General features: G+C 43.8%; 22 protein-coding genes. All 22 read left to right on the top strand.

The features are described 5' to 3' along the window. Nucleotides 1-1038 (top strand): dual-specificity RNA methyltransferase RlmN, encoded by a 1038-nt coding sequence (rlmN, locus tag RZO55_RS02485; RefSeq protein ID WP_318062720.1) that lies wholly within the window; start codon nucleotides 1-3, stop codon nucleotides 1036-1038. A 20-nt stretch (nucleotides 1039-1058) separates the two neighbouring features. After that, nucleotides 1059-1802 carry a Stp1/IreP family PP2C-type Ser/Thr phosphatase gene (locus tag RZO55_RS02480; RefSeq protein WP_318062719.1) on the top strand — a complete coding sequence of 248 codons (744 nt, stop codon included), beginning with the start codon at nucleotides 1059-1061 and terminating at the stop codon, nucleotides 1800-1802. Beyond that, nucleotides 1799-3955: a Stk1 family PASTA domain-containing Ser/Thr kinase gene (pknB, locus tag RZO55_RS02475; RefSeq protein ID WP_318062718.1), complete on the top strand. Its 2157-nt coding sequence runs from the start codon at nucleotides 1799-1801 to the stop codon at nucleotides 3953-3955. The genes RZO55_RS02480 and pknB overlap by 4 nt, the downstream gene beginning before the upstream one ends. A gap of 10 nt (nucleotides 3956-3965) precedes the next feature. Then, nucleotides 3966-4844, top strand: coding sequence for a ribosome small subunit-dependent GTPase A (gene rsgA / locus RZO55_RS02470; RefSeq protein ID WP_318062717.1), 879 nt, complete (start codon nucleotides 3966-3968; stop codon nucleotides 4842-4844). A gap of 1 nt (nucleotide 4845) precedes the next feature. Beyond that, nucleotides 4846-5508, top strand: coding sequence for a ribulose-phosphate 3-epimerase (rpe, locus tag RZO55_RS02465; RefSeq protein WP_318062716.1), 663 nt, complete (start codon nucleotides 4846-4848; stop codon nucleotides 5506-5508). Then, nucleotides 5505-6164: a thiamine diphosphokinase gene (locus RZO55_RS02460; protein WP_318062715.1), complete on the top strand. Its 660-nt coding sequence runs from the start codon at nucleotides 5505-5507 to the stop codon at nucleotides 6162-6164. Before rpe ends, RZO55_RS02460 begins: the two co-directional genes overlap by 4 nt. 96 nt (nucleotides 6165-6260) lie before the next feature. Further along, on the top strand, nucleotides 6261-6848 hold the full coding sequence (locus RZO55_RS02455; protein WP_318062714.1) for an ECF transporter S component: 588 nt from the start codon (nucleotides 6261-6263) through the stop codon (nucleotides 6846-6848). Nucleotides 6849-6857: 9 nt separating this feature from the next. Beyond that, nucleotides 6858-7697 (top strand): pyridoxamine kinase, encoded by an 840-nt coding sequence (locus RZO55_RS02450; protein WP_318062713.1) that lies wholly within the window; start codon nucleotides 6858-6860, stop codon nucleotides 7695-7697. 130 nt (nucleotides 7698-7827) lie between these two features. Beyond that, on the top strand, nucleotides 7828-9117 hold the full coding sequence (gene serS, locus RZO55_RS02445) for a serine--tRNA ligase (RefSeq protein ID WP_318062712.1): 1290 nt from the start codon (nucleotides 7828-7830) through the stop codon (nucleotides 9115-9117). A 59-nt stretch (nucleotides 9118-9176) separates the two neighbouring features. Beyond that, nucleotides 9177-9542 carry a VOC family protein gene (locus tag RZO55_RS02440; RefSeq protein WP_318062711.1) on the top strand — a complete coding sequence of 122 codons (366 nt, stop codon included), beginning with the start codon at nucleotides 9177-9179 and terminating at the stop codon, nucleotides 9540-9542. Nucleotides 9543-9553: 11 nt separating this feature from the next. Continuing rightward, complete coding sequence (locus RZO55_RS02435) at nucleotides 9554-10219, top strand: alpha/beta fold hydrolase (protein WP_318062710.1); 666 nt, start codon at nucleotides 9554-9556, stop codon at nucleotides 10217-10219. 79 nt (nucleotides 10220-10298) lie between these two features. Next, nucleotides 10299-10649: a YlxM family DNA-binding protein gene (gene ylxM, locus RZO55_RS02430; RefSeq protein ID WP_318062709.1), complete on the top strand. Its 351-nt coding sequence runs from the start codon at nucleotides 10299-10301 to the stop codon at nucleotides 10647-10649. Nucleotides 10650-10660: 11 nt separating this feature from the next. Continuing rightward, nucleotides 10661-12016, top strand: a complete 1356-nt coding sequence (ffh, locus tag RZO55_RS02425; RefSeq protein WP_318062708.1) for a signal recognition particle protein — start codon at nucleotides 10661-10663, stop codon at nucleotides 12014-12016. Between the two features lie 83 nt (nucleotides 12017-12099). Then, nucleotides 12100-12342, top strand: a complete 243-nt coding sequence (gene rpsP, locus RZO55_RS02420; RefSeq protein ID WP_097004116.1) for a 30S ribosomal protein S16 — start codon at nucleotides 12100-12102, stop codon at nucleotides 12340-12342. Between the two features lie 15 nt (nucleotides 12343-12357). Next, nucleotides 12358-12585: a KH domain-containing protein gene (locus RZO55_RS02415; RefSeq protein ID WP_104437503.1), complete on the top strand. Its 228-nt coding sequence runs from the start codon at nucleotides 12358-12360 to the stop codon at nucleotides 12583-12585. Nucleotides 12586-12714: 129 nt separating this feature from the next. Beyond that, nucleotides 12715-13224, top strand: coding sequence for a ribosome maturation factor RimM (gene rimM / locus RZO55_RS02410; protein WP_318062707.1), 510 nt, complete (start codon nucleotides 12715-12717; stop codon nucleotides 13222-13224). Between the two features lie 21 nt (nucleotides 13225-13245). Continuing rightward, complete coding sequence (gene trmD, locus RZO55_RS02405) at nucleotides 13246-13992, top strand: tRNA (guanosine(37)-N1)-methyltransferase TrmD (protein ID WP_318062706.1); 747 nt, start codon at nucleotides 13246-13248, stop codon at nucleotides 13990-13992. 138 nt (nucleotides 13993-14130) lie between these two features. After that, the gene (gene rplS / locus RZO55_RS02400; protein ID WP_318062705.1) at nucleotides 14131-14478 is read left to right on the top strand and encodes a 50S ribosomal protein L19; all 348 of its coding nucleotides are present in this window, start codon (nucleotides 14131-14133) and stop codon (nucleotides 14476-14478) included. Between the two features lie 63 nt (nucleotides 14479-14541). Beyond that, nucleotides 14542-15093 carry a signal peptidase I gene (gene lepB, locus RZO55_RS02395; protein WP_318062704.1) on the top strand — a complete coding sequence of 184 codons (552 nt, stop codon included), beginning with the start codon at nucleotides 14542-14544 and terminating at the stop codon, nucleotides 15091-15093. A 9-nt stretch (nucleotides 15094-15102) separates the two neighbouring features. Further along, a complete protein-coding gene (gene ylqF, locus RZO55_RS02390) occupies nucleotides 15103-15942 on the top strand; it encodes a ribosome biogenesis GTPase YlqF (RefSeq protein ID WP_318062703.1) in 840 nt (279 codons plus the stop codon). A 76-nt stretch (nucleotides 15943-16018) separates the two neighbouring features. After that, nucleotides 16019-16675: a ribonuclease HII gene (rnhB, locus tag RZO55_RS02385; protein WP_318062702.1), complete on the top strand. Its 657-nt coding sequence runs from the start codon at nucleotides 16019-16021 to the stop codon at nucleotides 16673-16675. Continuing rightward, nucleotides 16665-16879 (top strand): YraN family protein (locus RZO55_RS02380; RefSeq protein ID WP_336624245.1); only part of this gene is annotated, 215 nt, incomplete at its 3' end. The genes rnhB and RZO55_RS02380, both read left to right, overlap by 11 nt.

Raw genomic sequence — 16879 nt, 5'->3', positions numbered from 1 at the left:
ATGGAACGAACAGATATTAAGTCACTTAATCTGGAAGAGCTGACTGCATTCCTGGTGTCAGCCGGGGAAAAACCGTTTCGTGCAAAACAGCTGTACGAGTGGATTCATCAGAAGCTGGCTGCCAGTTATGATGAAATGACGAATCTTCCGAAATCATTGAAGGAAAAGCTGATTGAGATAGCAGATCTTCCTTCTCTTACTGCAGCAGAAGAAAAAATCTCACAGATAGACGGGACGAGAAAGTATTTATTTGCTCTTTCCGATGGCAATATAATTGAAAGTGTACTGATGAAATACAAGCACGGCAATTCCGTGTGCATCTCCTCTCAGGTCGGGTGCCGCATGGGCTGCCGCTTTTGCGCATCCACACTTGACGGTCTGGAGCGTAATTTAAGCCCTGCTGAGATGCTGGATCAGATTTACCGGATCCAAAAACTTACTGGTGAGCGGGTATCCAATGTGGTTGTTATGGGTTCTGGAGAACCGCTTGACAATTACGATAATCTGGTGAAGTTTATCCGCCTTCTCACCGATGATAACGGCTTGAATATCAGTCAGAGGAACGTGACGGTTTCCACCTGCGGGATCGTTCCCGGTATCTTAAAACTGGCGGATGAGAAACTGCAGATTACTCTCGCTCTTTCCCTGCATGCACCCAATGACGAGGTCCGGAAAAGCCTGATGCCTGTAGCAAACCGCTATCCGCTGTCTGATGTTCTTTCGGCATGCCACACTTACTTTGAAAAAACCGGGAGAAGGATTACCTTTGAATACAGTCTTGTAAGCGGAGTAAATGATAATCTGAAAGAGGCGGCTGCACTTACTGCACTTCTAAAGGCCCAGCATGGACATATTAATCTGATTCCCGTTAACCCCATTAAGGAGCGGAATTATGTACAGTCTGACCGGAAAGCAATTGAAGCGTTTAAAAATCTCCTTGAAAAAAACGGAATTAATGTTACTATAAGAAGAGAAATGGGCAGGGACATCAATGGTGCCTGCGGACAGCTGCGGAAAAGTTTTTTAAATCAGGAGTAAAAGGAAGTGAGAATATTACGATGAAGGCTTGTGCTATGACGGATACCGGCAGAGTCCGTTCGGCAAATCAGGATTATGTTTTTGCCTCAATTGAGCCTGTGGGCGTGCTGCCTGATCTGTTTCTTGTTGCAGATGGTATGGGAGGCCACCAGGCCGGAGATTATGCTTCCAGATTCATTGCCGAAAATCTGGTGGCTCATTTTAAAACTACAAAGGACACCAGAATTGTTCCGGTTCTCAGAGACGGAATTGAAAAGGTGAACGAACTGTTGTATCAGGAATCCATGAAAAAACCAGAATTAAACGGAATGGGAACCACGCTTGTTACTGCTGTGATTGAAGACGCAGCCATGTATGTGGCAAATGTGGGAGACAGCCGTCTTTACTTGATCCGCAACCATTTACAGCAGATTACCAAAGACCATTCTTATGTGGAGGAACTGGTTTCTTTGGGACAGATGGAACGGGGAAGCAAGGATTACAGGGAGAAAAAGAATATAATAACCAGAGCGGTCGGAACAGAAGATAAACTGGAGATTGATTTTTTTGAAGTTGCCCTGGAACCGGGAGATTATATACTTTTGTGTTCGGACGGACTTAGCAATATGCTGGAAGATGCTGAAATAGAAGAAATCATCTGCTCGGAACTGGAGCTGCCGGAAAAGGCAGAAAAATTAATTACAGTAGCCAATGATAATGGGGGGAAAGACAATATTGCTGTTGTTTTAATAGAACCTCAGCTTGGCAGGGAGGGAAGCTTATGATTTTAAGACCGGGGACATTTTTACAGGACAGATATGAAATACTGGAACAGATCGGTTCCGGTGGTATGTCAGATGTGTATAAGGCCCTGTGCCATAAATTAAACCGCCTGGTAGCCATTAAGGTATTAAAGGAAGAATTCAGTTCAGACAGTAATTTTGTCAGCAAGTTTAAAATGGAGGCCCAGTCAGCGGCCAGACTTTCCCATCCCAACATAGTCAATATCTATGACGTTGTGGATGAGGGAGACCTTCATTTCATAGTAATGGAACTGATTGAAGGAATTACTTTAAAGAATTATATTATGAAAAAAGGATGTCTTGATATCAAGGAAGCTATTGGCATTGCCATGCAGGTTGCACAGGGGATAGCCGCTGCTCATGAGCAGGGGATTATTCACCGGGATATCAAGCCTCAGAATATTATCATTGCCAGAGACGGAAAAGTAAAGGTGGCAGATTTCGGAATTGCCAGAGCAGCATCCTCTCAGACGATGAGTGCTACTGCTGTGGGGTCGGTTCACTACATATCGCCGGAACAGGCGCGCGGAGGTTACAGCGATGTGAGAAGTGATATCTATTCACTGGGTATCACGCTATATGAGATGGTTGCCGGCAGGGTACCGTTTCAGGGAGATAATACCGTGACGGTTGCGCTGGCTCATCTGGAGGCTGTGATTACACCTCCCAGCTATTTCAATGAGATGATTCCAGTTGCACTGGAGAATATTATATTAAAAAGTACTGAGAAAAAACCGGAATACAGATATGGAAATATGTATGAGGTAATTTCCGATCTGCGCAAAGCACTGGTCAATCCCAATGGGGATTTTGTGCAAAATCATACCACCGTGGATGATTCCCAGACCATAATTATTGGAAAACCCGAACTGGAACAGATCCGTTCCGGCAGAAAGCCCCAGCAGGAACCTCCCATGAAGCGTGCCTCATCAGGAGAGGAGTATGGACAGAACCATCAGCCGTCTTCAAACTATGACGAACAGTCCGGGTCTGGAAGAAAAAGAAGAAATCATACGGACGAGGACATCAATCCAAAGATCGAAAAGCTTCTGACTGCGGCCGGCGTTGTTACCGCTATTATTATCGTGGTGATACTGGCGGTTGTCTTTTCTAAGATCAGTGGCCTGTTCCGTTCTGGTTCCGGAGAAGAAACGGTTTCTACGGCTGCTATTTCAACGGAAGAAACACTCAGTGAAAAGACCGTGAAAATGCCAGATGTTTCTGGCCTGGATTCTGACACAGCAGAAAAGAAACTGAAGGATAACGGTGATCTGTATATGAAAGTCAGTGAGTATCAGTTTTCTGATACCGTTGATAAGGGAGATGTGATTTCCCAGGATCCGGTGGCTGATAAGGTTGTGGATAAATACTCAGCGGTGTACGTAGTGATCAGCAAAGGTCCGGAGCATGTGGCAATTGATCTGTCCAAGCTGGGCCTTGAAACCATGGATTCTGCTTCGGCTAAGTCTTTACTGGAAAGCAAGGGACTGGTTGTGAACGTAGAGCAAAAAAACAGCGACACGGTAACAGCCGGTAATGTGATAAGCTACAGTCCAAGTGAAGCAAAAGAAGGGGAAACGGTTTCCCTGTTCTCCAGCAGCGGTCCCACTCTGGTCAATCCGGTTGTTGTGCCGAATCTGGAAGGACAGAAACAGGAGGTTGCAGTGGAAATGCTTGCAGACGTAGGTTTGGTTCAGGGCACTGTCACCGAAGCTTCTTCTGAGACCGTTGCGAGAGGCTGTGTCATCAGTCAGTCAGCATTACCGGGAAGCCAGGTGGAGTCCCAGACTGCAGTTGATTTTGTGGTCAGCACCGGAAACAGCCAGGAATCAAAATATAAGTATCTGGCCTCCATTAATGAATCCTTCTCCCTGCAAAACATTATTGGTCCGGGATCCGGAAGCACCCAGCTGACTTTAAAAATCCAGCTGAGGCAGTCGGTTGACGGACAGGACTCCGTAAAAAAGCTGATGGATCCGGTGACGTTAAATGGAGATCAGCTGCTTCCGGTTTCATTTAAAAATATTGAGGGAGCATACGGTGTGACAAGCGGATCGGTAGAAATTGTAAATGTGGATACAGGTGAGGTGGTTAATTCTTACGCGATTACCTTTGTTCCTGTTCCCCAATCCTAAGGAAGCGTATATGACAGGAAAAATATTAAAAGGTATTGCTGGATTTTATTATGTCCACAGCAAGGATGGAACTCTTTACGAATGTAAGGCAAAAGGCATATTCCGAAACAGAAATGTAAAACCTCTTGTAGGAGATGATGTGGAAATTTCCGTTCTGGATGAAACAGAACGGAAAGGAAACATCGAAGAGATCCTGCCCAGGAAAAATGCTCTGGTGCGGCCCGCTGCAGCCAATGTAGATCAGGCACTTGTGGTGTTTTCCGTTACTCACCCGGAGCCTAATTTAAATCTTCTGGATCGTTTTCTGGTAATGATGGAATCACAGGAGGTCCCCGTTCATATCTGCTTTAACAAAATAGACCTTACGAAAAACGATGAGATGGAAAACCTGCGGCGGATGTATGAAGCGGCTGGTTACCCCGTTTATTTTACCAGTATTTATGAAAGAAAGGGAATTGACTGTATAAAAGAGATTCTGGACGGTAAAACCACTGTTCTGGCAGGACCGTCCGGTGTGGGAAAGTCATCTCTGACAAACCTGCTTTATCCGGAAGCAGAGATGGAAACCGGACGGATCAGCGAAAAGATCCAGAGAGGGAAACATACCACCAGACACTCAGAGTTATTTGGAATTGGAAATCAGACATATATGATGGATACGCCCGGCTTCAGTTCAATGTATTTAGAGGACATGGAGTGCGGGCAGTTAAAGGACTATTTTCCTGAATTTGACCCATTTGTAGCAGACTGCAGGTTTTTGGGCTGTGTGCATATCGGAGAAAGGGTCTGCGGAATTAAGAATGCCGTTGCTGAAGGAAAAATCAGTCAGAGCCGCTATGATAATTACCGGCTTTTATACGAGGAACTGAAAGAAAAAAGGAGATACTAATATGCTGAAACTTGCCCCCTCAATCTTAGCGGCAGACTTTAAAAATCTTGGACAACAGGTAACAGATACAGCCAATGCAGGAGCCCACTATATTCATCTGGATGTAATGGATGGAGCTTTCGTGCCCAGCATATCGTTTGGCATGCCGGTGATTGGCAGCTTAAGAAGCTGTACAGACCGGATCTTTGATGTTCATATGATGGTGGAGGAGCCGGGACGCTATATATCAGATATCAAAGCTGCGGGTGCGAATTTAATCTGCGTTCATATGGAGGCGTGCAGGCATCTGGACAGGACGGTAAACCAGATTAAAGAAGCAGGACTTAAAGCAGCGGTTGCATTAAATCCAGCCACGCCATTATCGGTTCTGGACTGCATATTGCCGGAGCTTGATATGGTACTGATTATGACGGTGAATCCAGGATTCGGCGGACAGAAATTTATTCCCTACACACTGGAAAAAGTACGCAGGCTGCGAACCATGATAAAGAACCAGGGACTGGATATAGACATTGAAGTTGACGGTGGTGTCACCTGTGACAATATCAGACAGCTGATAGAAGCCGGTGCCAATGTTTTTGTAGCAGGATCTGCTGTATTCAAAGGTGATGCGGCAGCTAATACCAGAAAATTTATAGATATTTTTGAGGAATATGAAAGGTGAAAGAACGAGCGGGGTTAATTGTAACAGGGGGAACCATTGATTTTGAGTTTGCCAGAGAATTTCTGGCAAATCAAAGCTTTGATAAGATCATTGCAGTAGACGGAGGGCTTAATGCCCTGACCAGGCTGAATCTGAAGCCGGACGCAATTGTAGGTGATTTTGACACGGTGGACGAATCGGTTCTTTCGGAATACCGGAATTCTTCCGATAAGATCACATGGGACATACACAAGCCGGAGAAAGACGAGACAGACACAGAACTGGCTATTAATACAGCCATAAACTTAGGGTGTAATCAGCTTGTTCTTCTGGGTGCAGCGGGAGGCAGGCTTGATCACTTTATGGGGAACCTTCATCTGCTTTATTATTGCCTGAAACAGGGAGTGTATGCTTCTATAGTAGATTCCAAAAACCGTATCACCATTTTGGAAAGAGGCAGGATCTTTGAATCAGAAAAAACGTGGGGGAAATATATTTCATTTCTTCCGCTGAGTATGGAAGTAAAGGGAATCACCCTTTCCGGATTTAAATATCCGCTTTATAAAAAAGACATCTCTATAGGAACAAGTCTTTGCATCAGCAATGAACTGACCGGTGCATCGGGGTCCATTGAATTTGATTCAGGAATACTGATTTGTGTCGAATCCCATGATTAAACTGGTATGGCTTAATAACTGGAAACTGGATATTTATATCACTCCACTTGCGTGCTAAGATTAAGAACAATAAAAGCGGCAAGGGAGGAATCATCAATGAATGGAACAAATCAGAGGATTAATAAAGTCACGCTGACTGGATTTTTTGCAGCCATGTCCTACGTGGTTTTTACATTTCTTCAGTTTAAAATCACACTTCCGGGAGGGGATGCCACATCAATTCACCTAGGCAATGCAGTCTGCGTTCTGGGAGCACTGCTTCTGGGCGGATTATATGGGGGCCTTGGCGGTGCCATCGGAATGACCATCGGTGACCTGTTAGATCCGGTCTATATTATATATGCTCCGAAAACATTTATTTTAAAATTATGCATTGGTCTGATCACAGGTCTGGTTGCCCATCGGCTGGGAAAGATTAATGAATCCTATGATAACAGACATATTCTTAAATGGACCATACTGGCAGCATTTGCAGGGCTTTTATTTAATGTAATATTCGATCCCATGGCAGGATATTTTTACAAGCTTCTCATACTTGGAAAACCGGCGGCAGAGCTGGCTCTGGTTTGGAACGTTGCCTCCACTTCCATTAATGCGGTAACTTCCGGGATCGTATCTGTTCTTATATATATGCCCCTTCGGAATGCTTTGGTGCGGTCAGGATTATTTACCCGGATATGTTAGGAGTTTGTTATGACAAAAGAATATAAACAGAAAAAAATTGCTGCTATTCATGACCTTTCTGGATATGGCCGCTGTTCGCTAACCGTGGCTATTCCTGTTATATCTGCCTTAAAGGTGCAGTGCTGTCCGGTTCCGACCTCGATCTTGTCCAACCATACAGGATTTCCCACCTGCTTCTTTGATGACTATACAGAAAAGATGCCTCTGTATCTGGAACAATGGAAGAAATTGAATCTGGACTTCGACGGCATATTTACCGGATTTTTAGGCTCAGCAGACCAGATTGAAATTGTTGCGGATATGATAAGGGATTTTAAAACAGCAAAAACCCTGGTTATCATAGATCCCATTATGGGAGATGACGGGAAGACCTATCAGACTTATACAAAAGAGCTGTGCAGTCGCATGAAGACACTGGTGGAATCCGGAGATATTGTGACTCCCAACTTAACTGAGGCATGCATTCTGACAGGAAGGCAGTACCGTCAGGATAACTGGACCAGAAAAGAGCTGACTGACATGGCAGAAGATATCATAAGCATGGGACCTCACAGTGCAGTGATTACAGGGGTGAGGGAAGGAACTTTTATAACCAATGTGGTTGCTAAAAAGTCTTCGAAAGTTCAGTTTATCAGGACATTAAAAGCGGGAGGGAACAGGCCAGGGACTGGAGATGTGTTTTCCAGTATCGTAGCTGCACAGTCGGTCAAAGGCGTATCTTTGCAAAAAAGTGTAAAAACAGCAGCAGACTTTGTAAAGCAGAGTATCCTGGTTTCGGATCAGCTGAATGTGCCAACTGAGAATGGAGTTTGTTTTGAAGAGATCCTGTCTCTGCTTATTCGTCAGTAAAAGAGGAAGAGAGATGGGGAATTTTAGGAAAAGGGCTTTTCTTTGCCCTTTTTTTGTAGTATAATCAACGGCAGATTATTATGCGGATACTGTTCGCAGAAAATATTGAGGAAAAACCAGGAGGAATACCATGTTAGATTTAAAGTTTGTAAGAGAAAATCCTGAAATTGTGAAACAGAACATAAAAAACAAATTTCAGGACAGCAAGCTTGCTCTGGTCGATGAGGTCATTGAGCTGGATGAGCAAAACCGCGCGGCAAAGCAGGAAGGAGATGCTTTAAGAGCGGAACGCAACAAACTTTCCAAACAGATTGGTGCCTTGATGGGACAGGGGAAAAAAGAAGAAGCAGAAGAGATGAAGCGGTTGGTAACTGATGCTTCCGACCATCTGGCTGAACTGGAAAAAACGGAAGGTGAACTGGAAGAAAAAATCAAGAAAATCATGATGACCATTCCTAACATCATTGACCCCAGTGTACCAATCGGCAAGGATGACAGTGAGAATGTGGAAGTAGAGCGTTATGGTGAACCGGTAGTGCCGGACTTTGATATTCCATATCATGCGGAGATAATGGAAAGCTTTGACGGAATTGACCTTGACAGTGCAAGAAAGGTTGCAGGTAATGGTTTCTATTATCTTATGGGAGACATTGCAAGACTTCATTCATCTGTTATTTCCTATGCAAGAGATTTTATGATCGGACGGGGATTCACTTACTGTATACCTCCTTTTATGATCCGCAGTGAAGTAGTAACAGGAGTTATGAGCTTTGCAGAAATGGATGCCATGATGTATAAGATCGAGGGAGAGGATCTATATTTAATAGGTACCAGTGAACATTCCATGATCGGTAAATTTATTGACACCATCCTTCCAGAGACTAAGCTTCCACAGACGCTCACCAGCTACTCTCCCTGTTTTAGAAAAGAAAAAGGAGCGCATGGTCTGGAAGAGCGAGGAGTGTATCGGATTCATCAGTTTGAAAAACAGGAGATGATCGTAGTCTGCAAACCGGAAGAGAGTATGGACTGGTATGAAAAACTGTGGCAGAATACCGTTGATTTATTCCGGACTCTGGATATTCCGGTCAGAACATTAGAATGCTGCTCCGGTGATCTGGCAGACTTAAAAGTTAAATCTGTAGATGTTGAGGCATGGTCTCCAAGACAGAAAAAATATTTTGAAGTTGGCAGCTGTTCCAATTTAGGAGATGCTCAGGCAAGAAGACTAAAGATCCGGGTATCAGGCGAGGACGGTAAAAAATACTTTGCCCATACCCTGAATAATACAGTAGTAGCACCGCCAAGAATGCTTATTGCTTTCCTGGAAAATAATTTACAGGCAGACGGAACTGTGAAGATTCCGGAAGCACTGCAGCCTTATATGGGCGGTATGAAAGCACTTGTACCAAAGAAGTAAATAATAAAAAGTCCGGCTTTTTACAGGTCGGACTCTTTTTGAAAAGGAGAGAACCCATTATGATTACCTTCAATCACTTTAATTTTAATGTTCTTGATCTGGAAAAAAGCCTGAAGTTTTATAAAAAGGCTCTGGGTCTGGTACCAGTACGTGAAAAGACAGCAGCTGACGGATCCTTCCGACTGGTCTATCTTGGAGATGGAAAGACTGATTTTACGCTTGAACTGACCTATTTAACTGACAGGACAGAACCATATAATTTAGGGGAATGTGAATTTCATCTTGCATTTCATACAGATGAATATGAGGAATGTTATAAGAAACATAAGGAAATGGGCGTAATCTGCTTTGAAAATCCGGGAATGGGAATTTATTTTATCAGTGATCCGGATGGATACTGGCTGGAGATTGTTCCTGCAAAATAAGGAGAGACCAGGTGTTTATAACAGTGAATGGAATCCGGCTTCACTATGAAGTATCGGGGAAAGGACCGGCAGTGATTCTGGTCCATGGAAACGGGGAAGATCACAGCATATATAACGAGACAGCAAGTCTGCTTCAAACAGAATATACGGTATATGCCCTTGATTCCAGGGGACATGGGAAAAGTACGGGAAAAAACGATATCAGTTACGAGAAGATGGCGAAAGATGTGGCGGAATTTATCCGGATTTTAGAGCTTGACAGACCTCTTTACTGCGGTTTCAGTGACGGAGGAATCATTGGTATCCTGGCAGCTGTCCGGTATCCGGGACTGCTTAAAAAGATGGTAATCTGCGGTGCCAACGCATTTCCGGAGGGTTTAAAACGCCGCTGGCTTTTTCTATTTGGCTTCCTCGGGATTCTTGTTCGTGAGCCAAGGGTCCGGATGATGTTAAAGGAGCCACAGATATCAGGAAGGGAACTGGAACAGATTTCCATTCCGACCTTGCTGCTGGCAGGAGAAAAGGATATGGTTCTTCTATCCCATACCCAGTATCTGGCCTCCAGAATTAAAGACAGCATCCTTAAAATTCTGCCGGGTGAAACCCACGGAAGTTATGTGATTCACAGCAGAAAGCTTTATTTTCATATTAAAAAATTTATGAAAGATACTGCCTGAGACCAGATTATTTACAGGGTGTAAAGAAAAAACACTTGACACCCCAAAAAAAGTATTGTATGATATCACAGGTGATGATATGGAGAAGATTGCAAGACAGGGACTTTTGTATGATTTCTACGGAGCTCTGCTGACAGAGCATCAAAAGAATATTTATGAAGATGTGGTATTATACGATTTGTCTCTCAGTGAGATTGCGCAGGAGCAGGGAATCAGCCGGCAGGGTGTTCATGATCTGGTAAAGCGCTGTGATAAGATCCTGGAAGGCTATGAAGAAAAACTTCATCTGGTAGAAAAATTTGAAAAGACCAAAAGACTGGCTAGAGAAATTCGGAATTTAACTGCTGAGTTTGCCAGAACAAAAGACATGAATCTGGTCCACCGCATCGAAGAGATATCGGGCGAAATCATCGAGCTGGAAGCTCATTAGGAGGGCGTTAGATGGCTTTTGAGAGCTTATCCGATAAGTTACAGAATGTATTTAAAAATTTAAGAGGCAAAGGACGTTTGTCCGAAGCTGATGTAAAAACAGCCTTAAAAGAAGTTAAGATGGCTTTACTGGAAGCTGACGTAAATTTCAAGGTTGTAAAACAGTTTATTAGTGCTGTGCAGGAACGGGCGATCGGACAGGATGTCCAGAACAGTCTGACTCCGGGCCAGATGGTAATAAAGATAGTAAATGAAGAGCTGGTGAAACTCATGGGCTCTGAGACAACGGAAATAGACTTAAAGCCTGCCAGTGAGATAACAGTGATCCTGATGGCTGGTCTCCAGGGTGCAGGTAAGACGACTACCACAGCCAAGATTGCCGGCAAATTAAAGGCAAAGGGAAGAAATCCACTTTTGGTTGCCTGTGATATTTACCGTCCCGCTGCGATCAAACAGCTGCAGATTAACGGTGAAAAGCAGGGCGTTCCGGTATTTTCCATGGGAGAGAACCAGAAGCCGGCTGATATTGCAAAAGCTGCTTTGGCATCTGCGGCAAAGAACGGACAGAATGTTGTGATTCTGGATACGGCAGGCCGTCTTCACATTGATGAAGATATGATGAATGAGCTGATAGAAATCAAAGACAGCGTAGATGTTCATCAGACCATTCTCGTGGTTGATGCCATGACTGGTCAGGATGCTGTGAATGTGGCCGGTATGTTCCATGAAAAGATTGGTATTGACGGAGTTATTATTACAAAGCTGGATGGCGATACAAGAGGTGGTTCCGCCCTTTCCATTCGTGCTGTTACAGGGAAGCCGGTTCTTTACGTTGGTATGGGAGAAAAGCTTTCTGATCTGGAGCAGTTTTACCCGGACCGTATGGCTTCCAGAATTTTGGGCATGGGAGATATCCTTTCTCTGATTGAGAAGGCGGAGACCCAGGTGGACGAAGAGAAAGCCAGGGAATTATCCCAGAAGCTTAAAAAAGCGGAATTTGATTATAACGATTTTCTGGAGCAGATGACCCAGGTGAAGAACATGGGCGGAATGGCCAGCATTATGAGCATGATGCCTGGCATGGGCCAGATGAAAGATATGGATTTTGATGAAAAAGCCATGGATCGGGTGGAAGCGATTATCCTGTCCATGACAAAAAAAGAACGGACTAGTCCCGACCTGATGAAGAACGCCGCCAGAAAACAGCGGGTTGCAAAAGGGGCAGGAGTTGATATCAGTGAAGTAAACCGGATTGTTAAGCAGTTTGATCAGATGAAAAAGATGATGAAGCAGCTGCCGGGAATGCTTGGCGGAGGAAAACGCCGCGGGGGCGCAGGTTTGCTGGGTAAACTGAAATTACCGTTTTAATATTTATTAATGCTAGCAAGGCAGATTCCTGCGTCGCTATAGATAGGTTTCAAATTTAAGATTTTAAGGAGGTGAATTAAAACATGGCAGTAAAGATGAGATTAAAAAGAATGGGTCAGAAAAAGGCTCCTTTCTATAGAATTGTAGTTGCAGATTCCAGATCTCCCAGAGATGGAAGATTCATCGAAGAAATTGGATACTATGATCCTACCACAGAACCAAGCGTAATCAAGTTTAACGAAGAGAACGCAAAGAAGTGGTTAGCAACAGGTGCTCAGCCAACAGAAGTTGTAAGCAAGCTTTTAAAGATCGCCGGTATCCAGTAGTGAGAGGTGAAGCATATGAAGGAATTAGTAGAAGTAATTGCAAGAGCACTGGTTGATAATCCAGATCATGTTGCTGTTACTGAGACTGTTAAAGACGATGAGATCGTCCTTGAACTTACGGTAGAACCTTCCGATATGGGTAAGGTAATTGGCAAACAGGGCAGAATTGCGAAAGCGATCCGCTCTGTTGTAAAAGCAGCAGCTTCCAAAGAAGATAAGAAGGTTACTGTTGAAATTCAGTAGCCTGTTAAGACCGCCGGCCTGTCGGGAAGACGGTCTTCTTTTGCTTTCATAAATTCTGGTTTATGAGTGCGGTTAAGAATTAAGCCGGATAGTGATATCCGGTTTCTTTTATATGATATGGAGAGACAGATGGAAAATTTGTTAAGAGTCGGAGTAATTTCTTCCACCCACGGGATTAAGGGAGAAGTAAAGGTATTTCCAACAACGGATGATACCGCCCGTTTTAATCAGCTGAAGAAAGTTATTCTTGATACAGGGCGGGAACAGATTGATTTAGAAATTGAGGGTGTAAAATTCTTTAAAAATATGGTAATCCTGAAGTTTAAGGGATATGATTCCATTGATGAAATTGAAAAATACAAGGGTAAGGATCTTTTGATCACAAGAGATCTGGCAGTAAAACTGGGCCCCGATGAAAACTTTATTACTGACCTCATCGGACTTTTAGTTGTAAAAGATGATGGGGAAGAACTTGGAACATTGACCGATGTAATTAAAACAGGTGCCAATGATGTTTATGAAGTCAGGATGGCGGATGGCAGAGAGGTGCTTCTGCCTGCAATTAAAGAATGCGTTCTGAATGTGGATCTGGAAAAGGGGACCATCACAGTTCATATGATGGACGGGCTTCTGGATTAAGGATAGGAGTGGAACGAACGAATGAATTATCATATATTGACGCTGTTTCCTGATATGGTCTTAAACGGCTTAAATACCAGTATTATTGGTAGAGCCGCAGAAAAGGGGCTTTTATCCATAGAGGCAATTGATATCAGAGACTATTCTGCCGATAAGCATCACAGTGTGGATGATTATCCATATGGCGGCGGTGCTGGAATGGTTATGCAGCCCATGCCCATATGTGAAGCATATGATGATCTTTGCAGAAAGCTTGGAAAGAAACCGCGTGTCATCTACATGACACCTCAGGGAACTGTATTCAATCAGACGATTGCAGGCGAACTGGCAAAAGAAGAGGATCTGGTTTTCTTATGCGGCCACTATGAAGGGATTGATGAGAGGGCATTAAATCTGGTGGCTACGGATTTCCTTTCCATTGGGGATTATGTACTGACCGGAGGCGAGCTTCCTGCCATGGTCATGATTGACTGTATCTCCCGACTGATTCCAGGTGTTTTAAAGAATGAAACCTCTGCTGAATTTGAATCCTTTCATGATAATCTGCTTGAATATCCCCAGTACACCAGACCGGAGGAGTACAGAGGCTTAAAGGTTCCTGAGGTTTTGTTATCCGGCCATCATAAGAATATTGAAATCTGGAGACGGGAGCAATCCATAAAGAGAACTCTGGAGCGGAGACCCGATCTTCTTAAGGAAGCGGTTCTTTCAAAAAAAGAAGAAGAGTTTCTGGATAAGCTTGTAAAAGAGCCGGAAAACAGGGAATAATAATAATGAAAAGGGCTTGCATTCGACAATCCTTTATGATAAAATACAGAATGTTGTGATGAAAAGGCGATGGTCCTCTGTTACGGATTCCAGTATGAAGTATTAAGAACATCAAATAAAATCAAGGAGGTTCACACAATGAACGAAATTATTAAGAATATTGAAGCAGCACAGTTAAAGCAGACCGTACCGGTGTTCCATGTTGGTGATACTGTAAAAGTATACAACAAGATCAAAGAGGGAACCCGCGAAAGAATCCAGATTTTTGAAGGAACTGTTATTAAAAGACAGAACGGCGGAGCAAGAGAAACCTTTACTGTAAGAAAGAACTCTAACGGTATTGGCGTTGAGAAAACCTGGCCATTACATTCCCCTTCCGTAGACAACGTTGAAGTTGTAAGAAAGGGTAAAGTAAGAAGAGCAAAACTGTATTACTTAAGAGACAGAGTTGGTAAGGCTGCTAAGGTTAAAGAGCTGGTTAAATAATTCCGGAACATTTGGGGGGGACAATGTAAATTGTCCCTTTCTTTAGTAGGTGGGGTGTTATAAATGGACTTTTATCATAGTGAAGATAATAATAAGCTCCGCCATTTTGTCAACTGGATTGTTGACATTATTGTAGTGATTGCATTTGCATGGTTTCTGGTCTATGCTTATGGAAGTCAGATTGTTGTTGCTGGGCATTCCATGCTTCCGCTTTTTGCAAACGGCGATGTAGTTTTAATGGACCGCCTTTCCTATGACTTTGGGAAGCCGGACCGGTTTGATGTGGTTGTGTTTCAAAGAGATGACCAGAAGATGAATGTAAAACGTATCGTTGGACTGCCGGGAGAGACTGTGCAGATAAAAAACGATGATATCTATATCAATGGCGAAAAGCTGAAAGAACCGGCAGGTCTTGGCCGGGTATCCCTTGCAGGTCTGGCAGAGAAGCCGATGAAGCTGGGAGAAGAGGAATATTTTTTATTAGGTGATAACCGGGACAGCAGTGAAGACAGCCGTTTTTCTAATATTGGAAACGTAAGCGGCAGTCAGATCAAAGGAAGAATATGGTTACGTATGCTGCCCCTTGTAAAGTTGGAATTAATTCGTTCGAAATAGAGGAATGTTATGAATATACAATGGTACCCAGGTCATATGACCAAAGCGAAAAGGGCAATGAAGGAAGATATCAAATTAATTGATTTGATTATCGAACTGGTAGATGCGAGAGTTCCGCTAAGCAGCCGGAACCCGGATATTGACGATCTGGGGGCGGGGAAAGCCCGCCTGATCCTGCTGAATAAATCAGATCTTGCTGATGAACGGTGCAATAATGCATGGGCAGCTTATTTTGAAGAAAAAGGCTGTCATGTTGTGAAAGTGAATTCAAAAAGCGGTGCAGGCTTAAAATCTATTAATGGTGTTGTTTTAGAGGCCTGTAAGGAGAAGATCGAACGGGACCGGAGAAGGGGTATTTTAAACCGCCCGGTACGTGCGATGGTTGTAGGAATTCCTAATGTGGGAAAGTCCACATTTATTAATTCCTTTGCAGGAAAAGCGTGTGCGAAGACTGGAAACAAGCCTGGCGTCACAAAGGGCAACCAGTGGATCCGGTTAAATAAGAGCCTGGAGCTCCTTGACACACCTGGAATATTGTGGCCGAGATTTGAAGACCAGAAGGTGGGAATCCGTCTTGCTCTCATCGGTTCCATCAATGATGAGATCTTAAATAAAGACGAGCTTGCCATGGAACTGATCCGGTTTTTAACGAAATCTTATCCTCACGTTCTGTCTGAGCGCTATGCGCTTGCGACGGAAGATCCATTAGAGGGTCTTATGCAGGTCGCCAGGTCCAGGTCCTGTCTGGCTAAAGGGGGAGAACTGGATTTAAACAGAGCGGCAAACCTGCTGATTGAGGATTTCAGAAGCGGTAAACTGGGACGTCTGACTCTTGAAACACCGCATTAATTATAAGAAGACATCAAAGGGCAGGCTCATTTTAAAGAGCAGGCCCTTATTTTAATCAGAACACTGGAGAAAAAGGATGAGAAAATTAACAGAAGAAAAACGCCTGGAAGAACTGAAACGGTTAGAGATCATGAAGGAATATGAATTAAACTATGATTCCCACGTGCTTGTGTGCGGAATTGATGAAGCAGGAAGGGGACCGTTAGCGGGGCCTGTGGTGGCAGGAGCCGTCATACTGCCCAGAGATTGTGAGATCCTCTTTTTAAATGATTCCAAAAAGCTGTCTGAAAAGCGCAGGGAAGCTTTGTTTGAGGAAATTGAGGAAAAAGCACTGGCAGTGGGACTGGGCGTAGTAGGCCCGGACCGGATTGATGAAATCAATATATTGCAGGCAACTTATGAAGCCATGAGAAGTGCAGTTGCTAAGCTGGGTATTATGCCGGAAATTCTCTTAAATGATGCGGTAACTATTCCGGATCTTGACATAACACAGATACCTATTGTGAAGGGAGATGGAAAAAGCGTGTCAATCGCGGCCGCCAGTATTATGGCAAAAGTGACAAGAGATCATATGATGGAAGAGTACGATAAGCTGTTTCCCCAGTATGGCTTTGCGAAACACAAGGGATACGGCACCCCAGCCCATATCGCAGCATTAAAAGAGCATGGTCCATGTCCCATTCACAGACGGAGTTTTATTAAAAATTTCATTTCCGGGGAGAATGATGAATAACAGGGAGACAGGAACGCGGTTTGAAGAGATCGCTGCAGATTATTTAGAGCAGGCCGGCTATGAGATTCTGGAACGGAATTACCGGGACCGTTCAGGGGAAATCGACTTAATAGCGAAAGACGGGAACTATTACGTATTTGTAGAGGTAAAATACCGGGAAAATGCAAAGAAGGGTGATCCTGCAGAAGCGGTAGATGCAAGAAA

It is taken from the genome of Clostridium boliviensis (assembly GCF_033342255.1).
In the GTDB taxonomy this organism is placed as follows: Bacteria; Bacillota; Clostridia; order Lachnospirales; family Lachnospiraceae; genus Lacrimispora; species Lacrimispora boliviensis.
Note: the sequence above shows the minus strand (reverse complement) of the source record. Positions and strands in the feature narration are given on the sequence as shown.

Bases quoted from the DNA above. Each gene is read 5' to 3' on its own strand.
- rplS (WP_318062705.1), top strand. From the start codon at position 14,131: ATGAACGAAATTATTAAGAATATTGAAGCAGCACAGTTAAAGCAGACC.
- rnhB (WP_318062702.1), top strand. From the start codon at position 16,019: ATGAGAAAATTAACAGAAGAAAAACGCCTGGAAGAACTGAAACGGTTA.
- serS (WP_318062712.1), top strand. From the start codon at position 7,828: ATGTTAGATTTAAAGTTTGTAAGAGAAAATCCTGAAATTGTGAAACAG.
- RZO55_RS02480 (WP_318062719.1), top strand. From the start codon at position 1,059: ATGAAGGCTTGTGCTATGACGGATACCGGCAGAGTCCGTTCGGCAAAT.
- rsgA (WP_318062717.1), top strand. From the start codon at position 3,966: ATGACAGGAAAAATATTAAAAGGTATTGCTGGATTTTATTATGTCCAC.
- RZO55_RS02455 (WP_318062714.1), top strand. From the start codon at position 6,261: ATGAATGGAACAAATCAGAGGATTAATAAAGTCACGCTGACTGGATTT.
- rimM (WP_318062707.1), top strand. From the start codon at position 12,715: ATGGAAAATTTGTTAAGAGTCGGAGTAATTTCTTCCACCCACGGGATT.
- RZO55_RS02450 (WP_318062713.1), top strand. From the start codon at position 6,858: ATGACAAAAGAATATAAACAGAAAAAAATTGCTGCTATTCATGACCTT.
- rpsP (WP_097004116.1), top strand. From the start codon at position 12,100: ATGGCAGTAAAGATGAGATTAAAAAGAATGGGTCAGAAAAAGGCTCCT.
- ffh (WP_318062708.1), top strand. From the start codon at position 10,661: ATGGCTTTTGAGAGCTTATCCGATAAGTTACAGAATGTATTTAAAAAT.
- trmD (WP_318062706.1), top strand. From the start codon at position 13,246: ATGAATTATCATATATTGACGCTGTTTCCTGATATGGTCTTAAACGGC.
- RZO55_RS02440 (WP_318062711.1), top strand. From the start codon at position 9,177: ATGATTACCTTCAATCACTTTAATTTTAATGTTCTTGATCTGGAAAAA.
- RZO55_RS02415 (WP_104437503.1), top strand. From the start codon at position 12,358: ATGAAGGAATTAGTAGAAGTAATTGCAAGAGCACTGGTTGATAATCCA.
- ylqF (WP_318062703.1), top strand. From the start codon at position 15,103: ATGAATATACAATGGTACCCAGGTCATATGACCAAAGCGAAAAGGGCA.
- pknB (WP_318062718.1), top strand. From the start codon at position 1,799: ATGATTTTAAGACCGGGGACATTTTTACAGGACAGATATGAAATACTG.
- lepB (WP_318062704.1), top strand. From the start codon at position 14,542: ATGGACTTTTATCATAGTGAAGATAATAATAAGCTCCGCCATTTTGTC.
- rpe (WP_318062716.1), top strand. From the start codon at position 4,846: ATGCTGAAACTTGCCCCCTCAATCTTAGCGGCAGACTTTAAAAATCTT.
- rlmN (WP_318062720.1), top strand. From the start codon at position 1: ATGGAACGAACAGATATTAAGTCACTTAATCTGGAAGAGCTGACTGCA.
- ylxM (WP_318062709.1), top strand. From the start codon at position 10,299: ATGGAGAAGATTGCAAGACAGGGACTTTTGTATGATTTCTACGGAGCT.